The 13,140-nt window shown below is 62.5% G+C and carries 11 protein-coding genes and 1 pseudogene; 2 read left to right on the plus strand and 10 right to left on the minus strand.

The genetic code is table 11. The features are described 5' to 3' along the window. The first annotated feature begins 383 nt into the window (after nucleotides 1-383). Together NKI39_RS03045 and NKI39_RS03050 are read left to right on the plus strand one after the other, a co-directional pair. Nucleotides 384-645, plus strand: a pseudogene (locus NKI39_RS03045) (CopG family ribbon-helix-helix protein). After that, nucleotides 642-950 carry a type II toxin-antitoxin system RelE/ParE family toxin gene (locus NKI39_RS03050; protein WP_352470553.1) on the plus strand — a complete coding sequence of 103 codons (309 nt, stop codon included), beginning with the start codon at nucleotides 642-644 and terminating at the stop codon, nucleotides 948-950. Before NKI39_RS03045 ends, NKI39_RS03050 begins: the two are co-directional and overlap by 4 nt. A 189-nt stretch (nucleotides 951-1,139) precedes the next feature. Here the strand turns inward: NKI39_RS03050 and NKI39_RS03055 are convergent, their stop codons facing one another. The 10 genes from NKI39_RS03055 to NKI39_RS03100 form a co-directional block, all read right to left on the minus strand. Next, on the minus strand, nucleotides 1,140-2,189 hold the full coding sequence (locus tag NKI39_RS03055; RefSeq protein WP_352470554.1) for an L-idonate 5-dehydrogenase: 1,050 nt from the start codon (nucleotides 2,187-2,189) through the stop codon (nucleotides 1,140-1,142). Then, nucleotides 2,186-3,592: a TRAP transporter large permease gene (locus tag NKI39_RS03060; RefSeq protein WP_352455844.1), complete on the minus strand. Its 1,407-nt coding sequence runs from the start codon at nucleotides 3,590-3,592 to the stop codon at nucleotides 2,186-2,188. Before NKI39_RS03060 ends, NKI39_RS03055 begins: the two co-directional genes overlap by 4 nt. Before the next feature lie 3 nt (nucleotides 3,593-3,595). Beyond that, entirely contained in the window at nucleotides 3,596-4,168 is a 573-nt protein-coding gene (locus NKI39_RS03065) for a TRAP transporter small permease (protein ID WP_352470555.1), read from the minus strand. Nucleotides 4,169-4,312: 144 nt separating this feature from the next. Then, a complete protein-coding gene (locus NKI39_RS03070) occupies nucleotides 4,313-5,287 on the minus strand; it encodes a sialic acid TRAP transporter substrate-binding protein SiaP (protein ID WP_023717039.1) in 975 nt (324 codons plus the stop codon). A gap of 51 nt (nucleotides 5,288-5,338) precedes the next feature. After that, nucleotides 5,339-6,058 carry a FadR/GntR family transcriptional regulator gene (locus NKI39_RS03075; RefSeq protein ID WP_352452148.1) on the minus strand — a complete coding sequence of 240 codons (720 nt, stop codon included), beginning with the start codon at nucleotides 6,056-6,058 and terminating at the stop codon, nucleotides 5,339-5,341. Between the two features lie 147 nt (nucleotides 6,059-6,205). After that, nucleotides 6,206-7,117, minus strand: coding sequence for a DMT family transporter (locus tag NKI39_RS03080; RefSeq protein WP_502898544.1), 912 nt, complete (start codon nucleotides 7,115-7,117; stop codon nucleotides 6,206-6,208). An 82-nt stretch (nucleotides 7,118-7,199) separates the two neighbouring features. After that, nucleotides 7,200-9,800, minus strand: a complete 2,601-nt coding sequence (locus tag NKI39_RS03085; RefSeq protein WP_352540080.1) for a TRAP transporter permease — start codon at nucleotides 9,798-9,800, stop codon at nucleotides 7,200-7,202. Between the two features lie 55 nt (nucleotides 9,801-9,855). After that, a complete protein-coding gene (locus NKI39_RS03090; protein ID WP_352502597.1) occupies nucleotides 9,856-10,809 on the minus strand; it encodes a TAXI family TRAP transporter solute-binding subunit in 954 nt (317 codons plus the stop codon). A gap of 93 nt (nucleotides 10,810-10,902) precedes the next feature. Beyond that, a complete protein-coding gene (locus NKI39_RS03095) occupies nucleotides 10,903-12,234 on the minus strand; it encodes an aspartate aminotransferase family protein (protein WP_352830641.1) in 1,332 nt (443 codons plus the stop codon). Then, nucleotides 12,231-13,136 (minus strand): MurR/RpiR family transcriptional regulator, encoded by a 906-nt coding sequence (locus NKI39_RS03100; protein ID WP_352470560.1) that lies wholly within the window; start codon nucleotides 13,134-13,136, stop codon nucleotides 12,231-12,233. Before NKI39_RS03100 ends, NKI39_RS03095 begins: the two co-directional genes overlap by 4 nt. Between the last annotated feature and the right edge of the window lie 4 nt (nucleotides 13,137-13,140).

Genomic DNA, 13,140 nt, shown 5'->3' on the forward strand with positions numbered 1-13,140 from the left:
CAGTGAAGCGCCGATTGCCTCGCAAAAAACAGGGACTTTGCGCATCCTCGATTCAGTCTGGCGCCGGCAATCGCGGCACTGGCGCTGTTTGCCTTCGTCTATCACTGGAATAGCTATCTCTGGCCGCTGACCGTTCTACAGGGCAATGCACACGAATATCCGATCGTCATCGGCCTTAGTCGCCTGCTCAGCTACAACAGAGGCGCTCTAAACACGGGACTGGTGATGGCTGGCGCCACGCTTGCCGTGCTCCCGCCACTGGTGCTCTTCGTCTTGCTGCAGCGCTTCTTTGTGGATTCGATCGTCGGCTCGGCGGTCAGGGGATAATGAACCAGCGCGGCGCTCTGTGCTAAGGTGTACACCGATCAACACAGGACACCGCTATGGCCGCTAGCACCACTATGACAATTCGCGTCAGTCCCGATGTAAAGGAAAAGCTCGACCGGATCGCAAACCGACACCCGGCGTAGCAAGTCATTCCTCGCAGGTGAAGCCGTCGCAGCGTAAGTCGATCGCGAGCTTGAAATCATTGAAGGTATCAAGCGCGGCCTTGCTGATGTCGAAGCTGGGCGCATCGTGTCCCATGATAAGGCTATGGCAGAAATTTATGCCGCGATTGATGCCGGCACGGGCCGCAAGGTGTGACGCGAGCCGTTCAGTGGTCTCGCGGTGAGCTGGACGACATCAAGGAACAGATCGCCTATATTTCGCAGGATAATCCGCGCGCTGCGCGCCTGGCAGCAGACCGGATTCTGGACGCAGGGGCCGCGCTTGGGGAAATGGCAACCGGGCGGCCCGGCCGTGTATCCGGCACCTATGAAAAGCCTATGAGTCGCCTGCCCTACATCATCGCTTATGCCGTGACCGCCAAGGGCGGCCGAGAAAGCATTTCAATTTTGCGGGTGATCCACGCAGCGCGCGATTGGCAGGACGAGGAATGGCCGAACTGAACGAAATCTCGCGACGAAGGGGCTTTAATCGCGAGCGGATTTGCTGCCAACAATTTTGACAGCAAGCTGCCGGGTATTGCTCCCGAGTTTAACCGGAGACCTGGGTGGGAGCATATACGTCGAGCACGTTCTGAGTTTCGTCCGTTCGCAATGAGTTATGGCTGCTAACGATCTGGCAAGAACCACGATTCAGTCCGCGGTCAGCACGACCTTGACACTCTGTGAACGGTCGGCGGCAAGTCGGAAGGCATCGGTGGCGCAAGAAAGCGTGCGCTCCGCTGTCATCAGCTTCAGGACGTCCACCTCCCCCGACACGATGAGATCGACCGCCCGGCCGAACTCCGTGCCGAAGCGGAATGTGCCTTTGAGGTCGATCTCCTTGGCCATTACTGCATTGGCAGGCAGCGGGATGTGGCCACCGGGAAGATTGCCGACCTGGACCACCGTGCCGCCGCGCCGGACACTGGCGATCGCCGCGGCAAGGCCGGCGGCAGTGCCTGAAATCTCGAACGCGACATCAAGCGAATCCCCGGCAGCAAGCGCCTGGAGTTCGGCGTCGCCGCCGGAAAGGTCGATCGTCCTGTCGGCGCCAAGCCGGCGGGCGAAGGCGAGCGGCGCGGCGGCGATATCGACGACGGTCAGTTCAGCGCAGCCGGCAAGCCTGGCCGCGAGCATGGTCAAGAGACCGATGGGGCCGGCACCGAACAGGACGACGTTGCGGCCCCTGACGTCGCCCACCCGCGCGACGGCGTGCAGACTGACCGCCAACGGCTCGGCAAGTGCGGCCGCCTGGTAGGCCACGTCAGATGGAACCTTGAAACATTGCGCGGGCGTGGCGTCGAACAGACTGGCGAATCCGCCCTGCATATGCGGCGTCTTCGATGCCGAGCCCATGAAATAGATGTTCTCGCAGAGATTGGCGCGGCCTTCCAGGCATCGCGCGCAACGCCCGCACCAGCGCGACGGATTGACCGCGACATGGTCGCCGATGCCGAGGCCGGGCGCGGCGCCGTTGATCTCGACGATTTCGCCTGAGATTTCGTGGCCGAGGACAAGCGGCGAAGTGACGACGAAGTCGCCGGTACGGGCATGGCGGAAATAATGCAGGTCGGAGCCGCAGATGCCCCCTGCCCCAAAGCGCACCCGCACCATACCTGGTGCCAGCGGTTCAAGCGGACGCTCCACGACGCGCAGGTCCTGCGGGCCGAACAGCGTCGCGGCAATCGCCTGGCCACTCACCGGATCAAGCCCATCTCGGTCGGCAGCCAAAGCGTGATGGCGGGTATGAAGGTGATCAGAAGCAGCGCCACGATAAGCGGCACCAGCCACGGCAGGATCGCCATGGTGGTGCGCTCAACCGAGAGCTTGGCAACGCGCGACAACACAAAGAGCACCATGCCGAGCGGCGGGTGCAAAAGCCCGATCATCAGGTTGAGCGTCATGATCAGCCCGAAATGCACAGGGTTGATGCCGTAGACGGCGGCGACCGGCAGCAGGATCGGCACCAGAATCGTGATCGCGGCGATCGTATCGAGGAAGCAGCCGACCACCAGCATCAGGATGTTGACCAGGATCAGGAAGACCCACTTGTTTTCGGTGAGCGCGAAAATGAAGTTCGAGAACAGCTGTGCTGCCTGGCTGACGGTGAGCAGCCAGGCGAAGATCGATGCGGCGGTGACGATGAAAAGCACCGAGGCGGTCGTCTCGATCGTGTCAAAGCTGGCCTTGGCAAGCAAACGCAGCGTCATCGTGCGGTAGCGCACCAGCCCGAGGAAAAGCGACCAGATCACAGCCGCCATCGCCGCCTCGGTCGGCGTGAACCAGCCCATCGTCATGCCGCCGATCAGGATAACCGGCGTCATCAGCGCCATGACCGCGGAGAAATCGAAATACCAGTCCGCCACGATCAGCACCAGCAGCGCTATGCCGACCGCGATATTGATCGACAGGCCAAGCTGCACCAGCACATAGCAGCCAATCGGAAAGGCAGCCACCACCAGCACCTCGCCCGCAGCTTCGGCCAGCCGCCGAAGCTCGAAGGATGTGTCGGAGCCCCAGCCGCGCCTGTAGGCGAAGATGGCGACCGTGATCATCATCAGCACGGTCATGACCACGCCGGGCAGGATGCCGGCCATGAACAGCGCGCCAATCGAGACATTGGCCATCATGCCGTAGATGACGAAGGGCAGCGAGGGCGGAAAGATCGGCCCGAGCGTGGCGGAAGCGGCGGTAACCCCGACCGCGGCGTCGATAGGATAGCCGTGGTCCTTCATCGCCTTGATCTCGATGGTGCCGATGCCGGCGGCGTCGGCGAGAGCGGTGCCCGACATGCCGGAAAAGATCACCGAACCGATGATGTTGACCTGCGCCAGGCCGCCTTTCATCCAGCCGACCAGGGCAAGGGCGAAGGAATAGATGCGCCCGGTCACGCCGGCGATGTTCATGAGGTTGCCGGCCAGGATGAAGAACGGAACGGCGAGCAGCGGAAAGCTCTCCACCCCGGCGATCATGCGCTGGGCCGCGATGATATCGGGCGCGACGCCGTAGATGACGAGGTAAAGGATCGACGCGGCCGCCATCGAAACGGCGACCGGCACGCCGATGAGCATCAGGACAAGAAAGCCCCCGACCAGAAGCAGCATCGCTCAGACCCCCGCCGTCTCGAACGCGCCAGGACGCTCGAGCACCGAATAGCCGCGCCTGTAATTGCCGATGAAGACCTGGATCGAGCGCAGTAGCATCAGCACGAACCCGGCCAGTACGGCGTAGAAAAACCAGCGCCGCGGCAGGTTGACGGTGACCATGCGCTCATGCGCCACGATCGTGACGTAGCGCCACATCAGCCAGGACCCGTAGCCGAAGAATGCAATGCGGATAACATCGACGGCGAGCGCCAGCCAGCGGCCGACGCGCTCCGGCAGATAGTGGTAAAGCACGTCGACATGGATATGGCGCGAAAGGCGCACGCACATGGCGGCGCCCAGAAAAACGACGACGACGAGCGCGTTGATGGCGATCTCCTCGGTCCACGCAAGGCTGTTGTTCAGCGCATAGCGGGTGAAAAACTGCAGGAAGACACACACGACCATGCCCCAGAATACGGCAAGCGTGATCCAGTCCTCGATGCCGTGGTCCGACAGGTCGACGTGTACCGGCACCTCCTCGAAGGCGTGCGCGATCTCTCCGACGGTGATCTCGATGTGGTGTTCCTCGGCCATCGGCGCGGGCTCCCGAAGCTGGTGGGTCGTCAAGGATTGAAAAGGCCGTCCGGCGCAATTTGGAGCCGGACCGAAGAGCAGGTTAAAGCAGCAAATCCGATTGCCGCTCTATCCTCTTGATTAAGCATTCGATTTGCCGATGGCCTACTTGATGGCGCGGATCGCTTCCCAATCGGCCTTGTTGTAGCCGAACTCCTCGAAGGTGACCTTCTCCAGCACATTCTTCTCGAAGTCGGCACGGTCGACATCGGTTACGCTGATGCCGCGGTCCTTGAATACCTGCACCAGTTCCTTTTCGCGGGCGACGATCTTTGCCGTGGCGCGGGCGGCAGCCTCCTGCATCACCTCGGTGAAGATCTTCTTGTCTTCGTCGGAAAGCGAGGCCCAGCGCGACGCCGATATGATGGTGTTGAGATGATCGACGATATGGCCAGTGAGCACGATGTTCTTCTGCACCTCGTAGAATTTCTTCGCCTCGATGGTGGTCAGCGGATTCTCCTGGGCCTCGACCGTGCCGTTCTGCAGGGCCAGATACACCTCGGCGAAGGCAATCGGCGCGGTGTTGGCGCCGCAGGCACGCGGCATGGCCAGATAGGCCGGCACGTCGGGAACCCGCATCTTCAGGCCCTGCATGTCGGAGCACTTGGCGATCGGACGGTTCGAGGTGGTCTGCCGCGTCCCGTAATAGGTGGTGGCGGCGATGTGATTGCCGGTCTTGTCCTCATAGCCCTTGGTCAGGGCCTTGTAGACGTCGCTCTTGGTGTATTTCAGCAAATGGTCGGCATCGCGGAAAGTGTATGGGAAATAGGTGACGCCGATCGGTGGATATTCGCGCGCCGCGAAGCTCGATCCGGAAATGATGATATCGACGGTACCGAGCATCAGGCCCTGGTTGATGTCTGCTTCCTTGCCAAGCTGCGAGGCCGGATAGACGTCGATGGCGTAGCGGCCCTGGGTGCGCTTCTTGATTTCGTCGGCCGCCCACACGGATTCGGTGTGGAAGGGCTCCGTCGTCTCGTAGACATGCGCCCATTTCAGGACCGTTTCCGCCGAGGCCGACGCCATGGGTATGGCAATTGCGGCGATCGCACCGAGCAGAACTGCGTATTTTCTCAGCATCTAATTCCTCCCTGGTTGAACTTGACGGCCGGATCTCCCCCCGGCCAACTGCTATTCCGCAACCTCCTTGGCCGCGGCTCTCTCATCGAAATTGCGTGAGAATCTGATTTGCGACTGGCGCAGATGCTGCTGCATGGCGGCCTTGGCCCGCTCGGGGTCGCGCGCGGCAATTGCATCGCGCACAGCACGATGTTCCTTTGCCGCGACCTGCCAGGAATCGCTGGTCTCGAAATAGATCGACAGGCGTTCGAAGTACGGGTTCATGCGCTGGTCGAAAAGCTCGCCGATGAAGCGCACCAGCACCGCGTTCTCGAGAATGCCGGCGACAGCGGTGTGAAATTCCCGGTCGAGCGCAATGGTCATCTTGTTGGGGTGACGCATGGCCTCCATCCGTCGCAGCACGTCGTCGAGCCGTTCGATATCTGCAGGCCGGACATGGAGGGCCGCTTCGGCGGCGATCGCGCCTTCGACAAATTCGCGCGCGCGCAACAGCTCGAACGGGCCTTCCTCGACTTCGGGTTCGGAGGCGGCGGCGCTCGGCGGATCGGTGACGTAGATACCCGAGCCGACGCGGATGCGTATGCGGCCTTCGACCTCCAGCGCTATCAGCGCTTCACGGACTGTCGGGCGGGAAATTCCGAGCTGGTCGGCCAGATCCCGCTCGGTCGGCAGGCGGTCGCCGACGGAAAACTCGCCGGCATCGATCAGCTGCCTGAGCTGATCGGCGACCTGTCGGTAAAGCCGGCGTGGTTCAACGGCCTGGATCGGCATGTGCGTTTAGTTCCCTCCCGGGCCAACCCTGGTACATTGGTCTGACCCATTGACCGCAGCTTAGACAGAGGACGCGGAGAGTCAAGCTCGATGGAACCGCGGCCCGCACAACCGGAACGCGGCGGCATTGCGCAAGCATTCCATGCGTCAGCGCCGTCCCCCGCGAATGACCAGGACGTTCCCGGCGGCGACGAGGGCGAGCCCGGCAACCGCGTAAGCGGTCCAGGCATAGCCTTCCAGCGCCGTGGAGATCAAAAGCGCAAAGACGGGAAATATGACGGTCGCATAGCCGGCGCGGGCGCCGCCAATGCGTCCGAGCAGCGTCAGGTAGGCGGCGAAAGCGACGACGGTCGATATGACGGCGAGGAAGACCAGCGAGCCAATATAAGAGGCGGTCGTCGCGAACACGAACGGCTCACCAAGCAGGAAGGCCAGCAACGTCGACCACAGAGTGCCATAAAGCATGCCCCAGGCGCTCGTTGAAACGAGCGGCAGGCCGCGGCGCTGGTTTGCGACGGAGACGAGATTGCCGGCGCAGAAGCTCAGCGTGCCACAGAGGCACAGAAGAAGGCCCACCAACGTGCCGCCGGAAAGCCCGTTGGCGGCGATTTCGGGAAAGAACATCAGCGCTATGCCAGCGAAGCCGATGAGGCCGCCGGCGAGAATGCGCGGCGCCGGGCGCTCGCCGACGACCAAGGCAGCGAGCAGCATGTTGATGACCGAGGCGAGCGAGAAGACGACCGAGAGCAAGCCGCTGACGAGATAGCCGGCGCCGTAATAGAAAAACAGGAAGTTCGACGAGAAGATGAGGATGCCGAGCACAGCAAAGCGCAAATGATCGGTGATCGGAAAGCGGAGCCGCCGACCGGAAAAGCCCGCCCAGGCAAACATCAGCAGCGTGGCGATGGCGAAGCGCCAGACCAGATTGACCTCGTTCGACACGCCGCTGCCGACCTGAAGTTCGATCGCGAACCACGATGCGCTCCAGGCAATGACCGTCAGCGCGTAAAGCCCGTAGTCGACCGGTTCGAAGGGGCGGTCGTGCGTCGTCAAGCGCATTTCCAAGCTAGCCGGTTCCGCGGCGCCGTTTGGTTCTCTTGTTACTGACATGCTGGCCAAGACTCTTCCGCTCACAAGACGCTTACGGAGCGATTGTCCTCCTTCGCCGCTTCTGAACCCAGAAGACGAGACCGACCAACAACAGGGCCGGGATGGTAAACCAATAGCGCGATGGCCGTTCCGCAGGGACTAGCACCTGGTTGATCTCGTCGCCGGGCTGCAGGCCGAATTTGGCCGCCTGACTGCCCAGTCGCACCACGCCGACCGTCACGCTATCGCCAAGCGCACTGACGTCCAGGCCCGCAGCCTTCAGGCGTTCGGCCGATGAATTTGCAGGCCCGAGCTGCAGCCGAACCAGCTTCGATATCTCATCGCCGTTGAGGTTCAGTGTCGTCAGGCGCAAGCGAACCGCGCCTCCCTCGGCCGTCTCGTCGACGATACGGCTGAGTTCGGTGGCGGGTACTGCCCGATACGGTTCACTCATCTGATCGAGCAACAATCCCGGCCTGAACAAGATGAAACAGGCCACAAGCAACGCAATCGTCTCGTACCAGCGGTTGCGCACGAGCATCCAATTCTGCGTCGCTGCTACAAACGAGACCATGGCCAGCGTCGATGTCACCACCATCGCGACGAAATCGAACGGACCTTCGAGATCGATCATCAGCAGTCCGGTGTTGAAGATGAAGATGAACGGCAGCAGGCCGGTACGGATCTCGTACTTGAAGCCCTGAATGCCGGTCTTCACCGGATCGGCGCCGGAAATTGCCGCAGCTGCATAAGCCGCCAGGCCCACTGGCGGCGTCACGTCCGCCATCAGCCCGAAATAGAAAACGAACATGTGGACGGCGACCAGCGGCACGGCAAGATCGTTCTGCGCCGCCAAATCGACGATGACCGGCGCCATCAAGGTGGCGACGACGACATAGCTTGCAGTGGTCGGCATGCCCATGCCGAGAATGATGCAGATCACCGCGGTGAACAAAAGCATGACGATGAAGCTGCCGCCCGAGATGAATTCGACCAGCTCGGTCATTACCAGCCCGATGCCCGTGAGCAGAACCGTGCCGACGATGATGCCGGCCGTCGCAGTGGCAATGCCGACCGTCGTCATGTTGCGTGCGGCGGCGGACAGACCACCGACCAGATCGTCGAAACCGTGAAGCCAATGCTGCGCCAGCGCGCGGTCCTTGCGGAAAAAGGCGGTGAGCGGCCGCTGCGTGACGATCAGCGCCATAAGGGCGACAGCGCCCCAGAATGCCGACAGGCCGGGCGACAACTCCTCCACCATCAGGCACCAGATCAGCAGGATCACAGGCAGCAGAAAATGCAGGCCGGTGCGTGCCGTCTCGCCGAAGTGGGGAATCCTGACGATCTCGCCCTCCAGATCCTCCAGCGGCAGGTCGGGATAACGCGCCCGGTAGGCGACAAGGCCGATGTAAACGGCGATCAGCGCGGCAGTGATCATCCAGGTCGCGGCCGTGCCGAAAACGATCTTCGTCCAGCCAATGCCGTAATAGACAAGCCCTGCGAGGATGATGAAACCGCATACGCCCATCAGCCCGCGCAGCGCGCCCTGAAATGCGGAGTGCGTGCTGCGTGACGGCAGGCCCTTCATCCCGGTCTTCATCGCCTCGATATCGACGATGTAGAACAACGAGCCGTAGGTCAGCAGCGCCGGATAGAAGGCGTGCTTGACCACCTCGGCATAGGAAATGCCGACATATTCCGCGATCAAGAACGCGGCGGCGCCCATCACCGGAGGCATCAGCTGACCATTGACGCCGGCCGCGCATTCGATGGCGCCCGCCTTCACCGCAGAATATCCGACCCGGCGCATCAGCGGGATGGTGAAGGTTCCGGTGGTCACGACATTAGCGATCGACGACCCGGAAATCATGCCGGTCAGGCCGGAAGCCACGACACCGGCCTTGGCCGGACCGCCGCGGTATCTGCCGAGCAGCGAGAAGGCAAGCTGGATGAAAAAGCCGCCGGCGCCGGCGCGCTCCAGCAATGTTCCGAACAGAACGAACATGAAGACGACGTTGGTGGACACACCGAGGGCAACACCGAAGACCCCCTCCGACGTCAGCCACATCTGCGAGGCTGCGCGCGATAACGTCGCGCCCTTATGGCCGAGCAGGCCAGGTAGGTGAGGCCCGGCAAAGATATAGATCAGCATGCTCGCCGCGATGACGGTGATGGCAGGCCCGACGGCGCGACGGGCGGCCTCGAGCAGGATGAGGACGCCGGCGATCGAGACGACCAGGTCAGCCGTAGTAGGAAGACCCGGCCGATGGGCGATATCGCTGTAAAAGACCAACAGATAGAGGGCGGACGCCGCCCCGGCGATGCCTAGCACCCAGTCGGACAGCGGCACCCGGCTGCGCGACGAGGTCTTGAAGGCCGGAAACGTCAGCATCGCCAGAAACAGGGCGAAGGCCAGATGGATGGAGCGGGCGATGCCGTCGCTGACGACACCAAAATTGAGCATGAACGGAAGGGGCGAGGCATACCAGAGCTGGAACAGCGACCATGCCAGCGATACGCCGAGGATCAGCTTCGCGGTGCGGCCGGTCGGCTTGCGCCCACCGGTGTCGGCCTCGGCGACGATCTCGCTAAGCTTGTCAATGTCGATAACGGGTTGGTCAGGCCCTGCCGCCCGCTGGCTTTGATCTGTCATCGTTCCCCACAATTATTTGCAATGCGAGGCGCCTGTGGCGCCTCGCATTGAAGGCCTAGAGCCACCCCTTCTCCTTGTAATAGCGCTCCGCGCCCGGATGCATTGGCGCCGACAGACCGGTCTTGATCATCTCCTTGGGATCGAGATTGGCGAAAGCCGGATGCAGTTTCTTGAAGTCGTCGAAATTTTCGAAGACCGACTTCACCAGTTCGTAGACCACCTCATCGGGCGTGCTGGCATTCGTCACCACGGTCGCGCGGACGCCGAATGTCGTCACGTCGTCCGGATTGTTGGCGTACATGCCGCCCTTGATGGTGGCGACTGAATAGTACGGATGAGCTGCCAGCAGCGCGTCCACTGCCGGACCGGTCAGCGCGATGAGTTTGGCACCACAGGCCGTGGTCGGATCCTGGATCGCCGCGGAAGGATGACCAACGCCATAGAAGAAACCGTCGATCTTGTTGTCGCACAGCGCGCTGCCCTGCTCGTCCGCCTTCAGCTCCGCGGCAAGCGAGAAATCGCCGAGCGTCCAGCCCATCTGCTTGAGCAACTCCTCCATGGACGAGCGGGTGCCTGACCCGGGATTGCCGACGTTGAAGCGTTTGCCTTTGAAGTCCTCGAATTTGGTGACGCCGGCGTCTGGCCGCGCCAGCACGGTAAACGGCTCGGGATGGACAGAGAACACGGCCCGCAGATCCTTGAACGGCTTGCCGTCGAAATTTCCGGTCCCCTCATAGGCCTGGTACTGAACGTCCGATTGGGTCAAGCCGAAATCGAGGTCGCCCGTCTGGATGGAGTTGACGTTGAAGACCGAACCGCCGGTCGACTCCGTCGAGCATCGGATGCCGGTTTTCTGCCGGTCCTTGTTCATCAGTCGGCAAATGGCGCCGCCGACGGCGTAGTAGACGCCGGTGACCCCGCCGGTGCCGACCGTGACGAAGCGCTGCTCGGCTCCGACGGATGGCAGCGCCAGCAGCATGCAGGCCGCCGCGCCGATCAGGGTTTTCATTGAACTGTACATGGTTGCTACCTCTCTGGTGGGTGTCCCGGCCCGTCGCCGATGACGCGTTGGAACTGGTTGAGGCGGTCCGCGTCGTGCGGCTCAGGCCGCTGAAGCGATCGCAGCGTCGATCGCCTCACCGAGCCGTTCGACGATCCGATCGATATCCTGTTTGGAAATGATGAATGGCGGCGCCACAAGCACATGAACGCCCCGCACACCATCAATCGTCCCGGCCATCGCATAAATCATCAGGCCGCGGGCCATTGCTTCGCGCTTGATGCGGGCGTTGAGTTCAAGCCTCTGGTCGAATGGTTCCTTGCTGGCGCGATCAACCACCAGCTCGATTCCCCTGAATAGACCCCGCCCGCGAATGTCGCCGACGTGATGGTGGTTATCGAAGCGTTGGTGCAGGCGTTCGTCCAGCTGCGCGCCCATTGCGCTGACGTTGTCGAGCAAACCGTCACGCCGGATGACCTCCTGCACGGCAAGGCCGGCCGCCGCTGCCATTGGATGGCCCATATAGGTATGTCCATGCTGGAAGAAGCCCGAGCCTTGGGCAAAGGCATCGAATATATGCCGGCCGAGCAGCACCGCGCCAATCGGCTGGTAGCCACCGCCGAGTCCCTTGGCGATGGTCAGCAGGTCGGGAGCGATGCCGTCCTGCTCGCACGCATGCAGCGTGCCGGTACGGCCCATGCCGCACATCACCTCGTCGAGAATGAGCAGCACGCCGTAGCGGTCGCAAATCGCGCGAATGTGCTTGAAGTAGTCCGCGACCGGCGGCACCGCGCCGAGCGTGGCACCCACCACCGGCTCGGCGACAAAGGCGATGACCTCGTCCGGGCCGAGTTCGAGGATCTTGTCTTCGAGCTGCTGGGCGGCGCGCGCCGCATAGGCTTCGTCGCTTTCGCCATGCTTTTGATAGCGATAGGCGTAACAGGGGTCGATATGGTGGGTCTCGATCAGCAACGGCCTGAACTGGGCGCGCCGCCATTCGTTGCCGCCGGTGGCGAGAGCGCCGAGCGTATTGCCGTGATAGCTCTGCCGGCGTGCGATGAGATGGCGCCGTTGCGGCTCGCCTTTCTCGACAAAATATTGCCTGGCCATCTTGAGCGCGGCCTCGACCGCCTCCGAGCCGCCGCTGACCAGATAGACGTGGTCCAACCCTTTCGGCGCGTCCTCGACCAGCCGGTCCGCCAAGCGCTCCGCCACCTCGGTGGTGAAGAAGCTGGTATGGGCGTAGGCGATGCGGTCAAGCTGGGCGTGCAGCGCGGCAATCACGTCGGGATGGCCGTGGCCGAGACAGGACACGGCCGCGCCGCCCGATGCGTCGATGTAGGACTTGCCCTCTGCGTCGAACAGTTCGATGCCTTGGCCGCGAACGGCGACCGGCAGCGTCGAGTGGATGGTTCGATGAAGAATGTGTGTCATCGACGGTCCCTCAGGGGCATTTTCTTCGGCGCACGCTGGTTCAGGTGGGTCTTGAGGGCGGCGCCCTGCTCATCGAAGCGTCGCAGCGATTCAACGGCGCCCTCGCCTGCCTGTCCTGCGACAAGAGCACCGAGGATCTCAGCAACGATGAAAGCTGGCGTCATGGTGTGGAAAAAGGACGGGCTGCCGGTCGGCACGACGACCAGGTGATCGGCAAGCAGCGCCAAGGGGGCTACCCCGCTGTCGGTGATCGCAATGACCGGTACGCCGCGGCCGGCAGCATACTCGACAAGCTCGATGGTGAAGCGCGTGTAGGGCAGGACGCTGGCGGCGATCAGCACGTCGTCCTTGGTCGCATGGGCCAGAGCGTCGCCATCGGTTCCGCCGATGCCGTGCAACAGCACCGACTTCTCGCCGATCAGCGACAGGATGTAATGCAGATGCCAGGCCACCGCATGGCTCGAGCGCAGGCCGAGGCAATAGACGCGCCTTGCCGCACTCAGCGCCCTGGCCGTCTCGACCAGACGGTGGATCGACCTGCTTTCGGCGAGATGGGCAAGCTGGCTGGAAATCGAATCCAGAATATCGGCCGCCAGCGCGTGGTCGCCCTTGAGCTTTTGGCTGGCCACCTGAAGGCCCGCCTTGCCGGCGAAACCGATTTCGCCGTCCCGGATCGCGGCGGCGTAGATATCGCGTACCGCCTCGTAGCCATCAAGGCCGAGATGCTGGGCCAGCCGCGTCATCGTCGCCGGCTGCACTCCTGCGTGCCGGGCCTGCTCGCGCATGGACAACAGCGCGACATCATACGGCTTGTCAAGGACATAGCGCGCAGCGGACCGAAGCTGCGCCGACATGCCGTCGAAGGCAGTGACGATCTGTCCAGCAAGCTCTCCCTGGTCCATGGAT

The sequence above is a fragment of the Mesorhizobium sp. M0664 genome (assembly GCF_040320565.1).
In the GTDB taxonomy this organism is placed as follows: Bacteria; Pseudomonadota; Alphaproteobacteria; order Rhizobiales; family Rhizobiaceae; genus Mesorhizobium.

Excerpts from the sequence above, each read along its gene's own strand:
- NKI39_RS03060 (WP_352455844.1), bottom strand. The coding sequence starts at position 3,592 with ATGCTGCTTCTGGTCGGGGGCTTTCTTGTCCTGATGCTCATCGGCGTG.
- NKI39_RS03065 (WP_352470555.1), bottom strand. The coding sequence starts at position 4,168 with ATGGCCGAGGAACACCACATCGAGATCACCGTCGGAGAGATCGCGCAC.
- NKI39_RS03070 (WP_023717039.1), bottom strand. The coding sequence starts at position 5,287 with ATGCTGAGAAAATACGCAGTTCTGCTCGGTGCGATCGCCGCAATTGCC.
- NKI39_RS03075 (WP_352452148.1), bottom strand. The coding sequence starts at position 6,058 with ATGCCGATCCAGGCCGTTGAACCACGCCGGCTTTACCGACAGGTCGCC.
- NKI39_RS03080 (WP_502898544.1), bottom strand. The coding sequence starts at position 7,117 with ATGCGCTTGACGACGCACGACCGCCCCTTCGAACCGGTCGACTACGGG.
- NKI39_RS03085 (WP_352540080.1), bottom strand. The coding sequence starts at position 9,800 with ATGACAGATCAAAGCCAGCGGGCGGCAGGGCCTGACCAACCCGTTATC.
- NKI39_RS03090 (WP_352502597.1), bottom strand. The coding sequence starts at position 10,809 with ATGAAAACCCTGATCGGCGCGGCGGCCTGCATGCTGCTGGCGCTGCCA.
- NKI39_RS03095 (WP_352830641.1), bottom strand. The coding sequence starts at position 12,234 with ATGACACACATTCTTCATCGAACCATCCACTCGACGCTGCCGGTCGCC.
- NKI39_RS03100 (WP_352470560.1), bottom strand. The coding sequence starts at position 13,136 with ATGGACCAGGGAGAGCTTGCTGGACAGATCGTCACTGCCTTCGACGGC.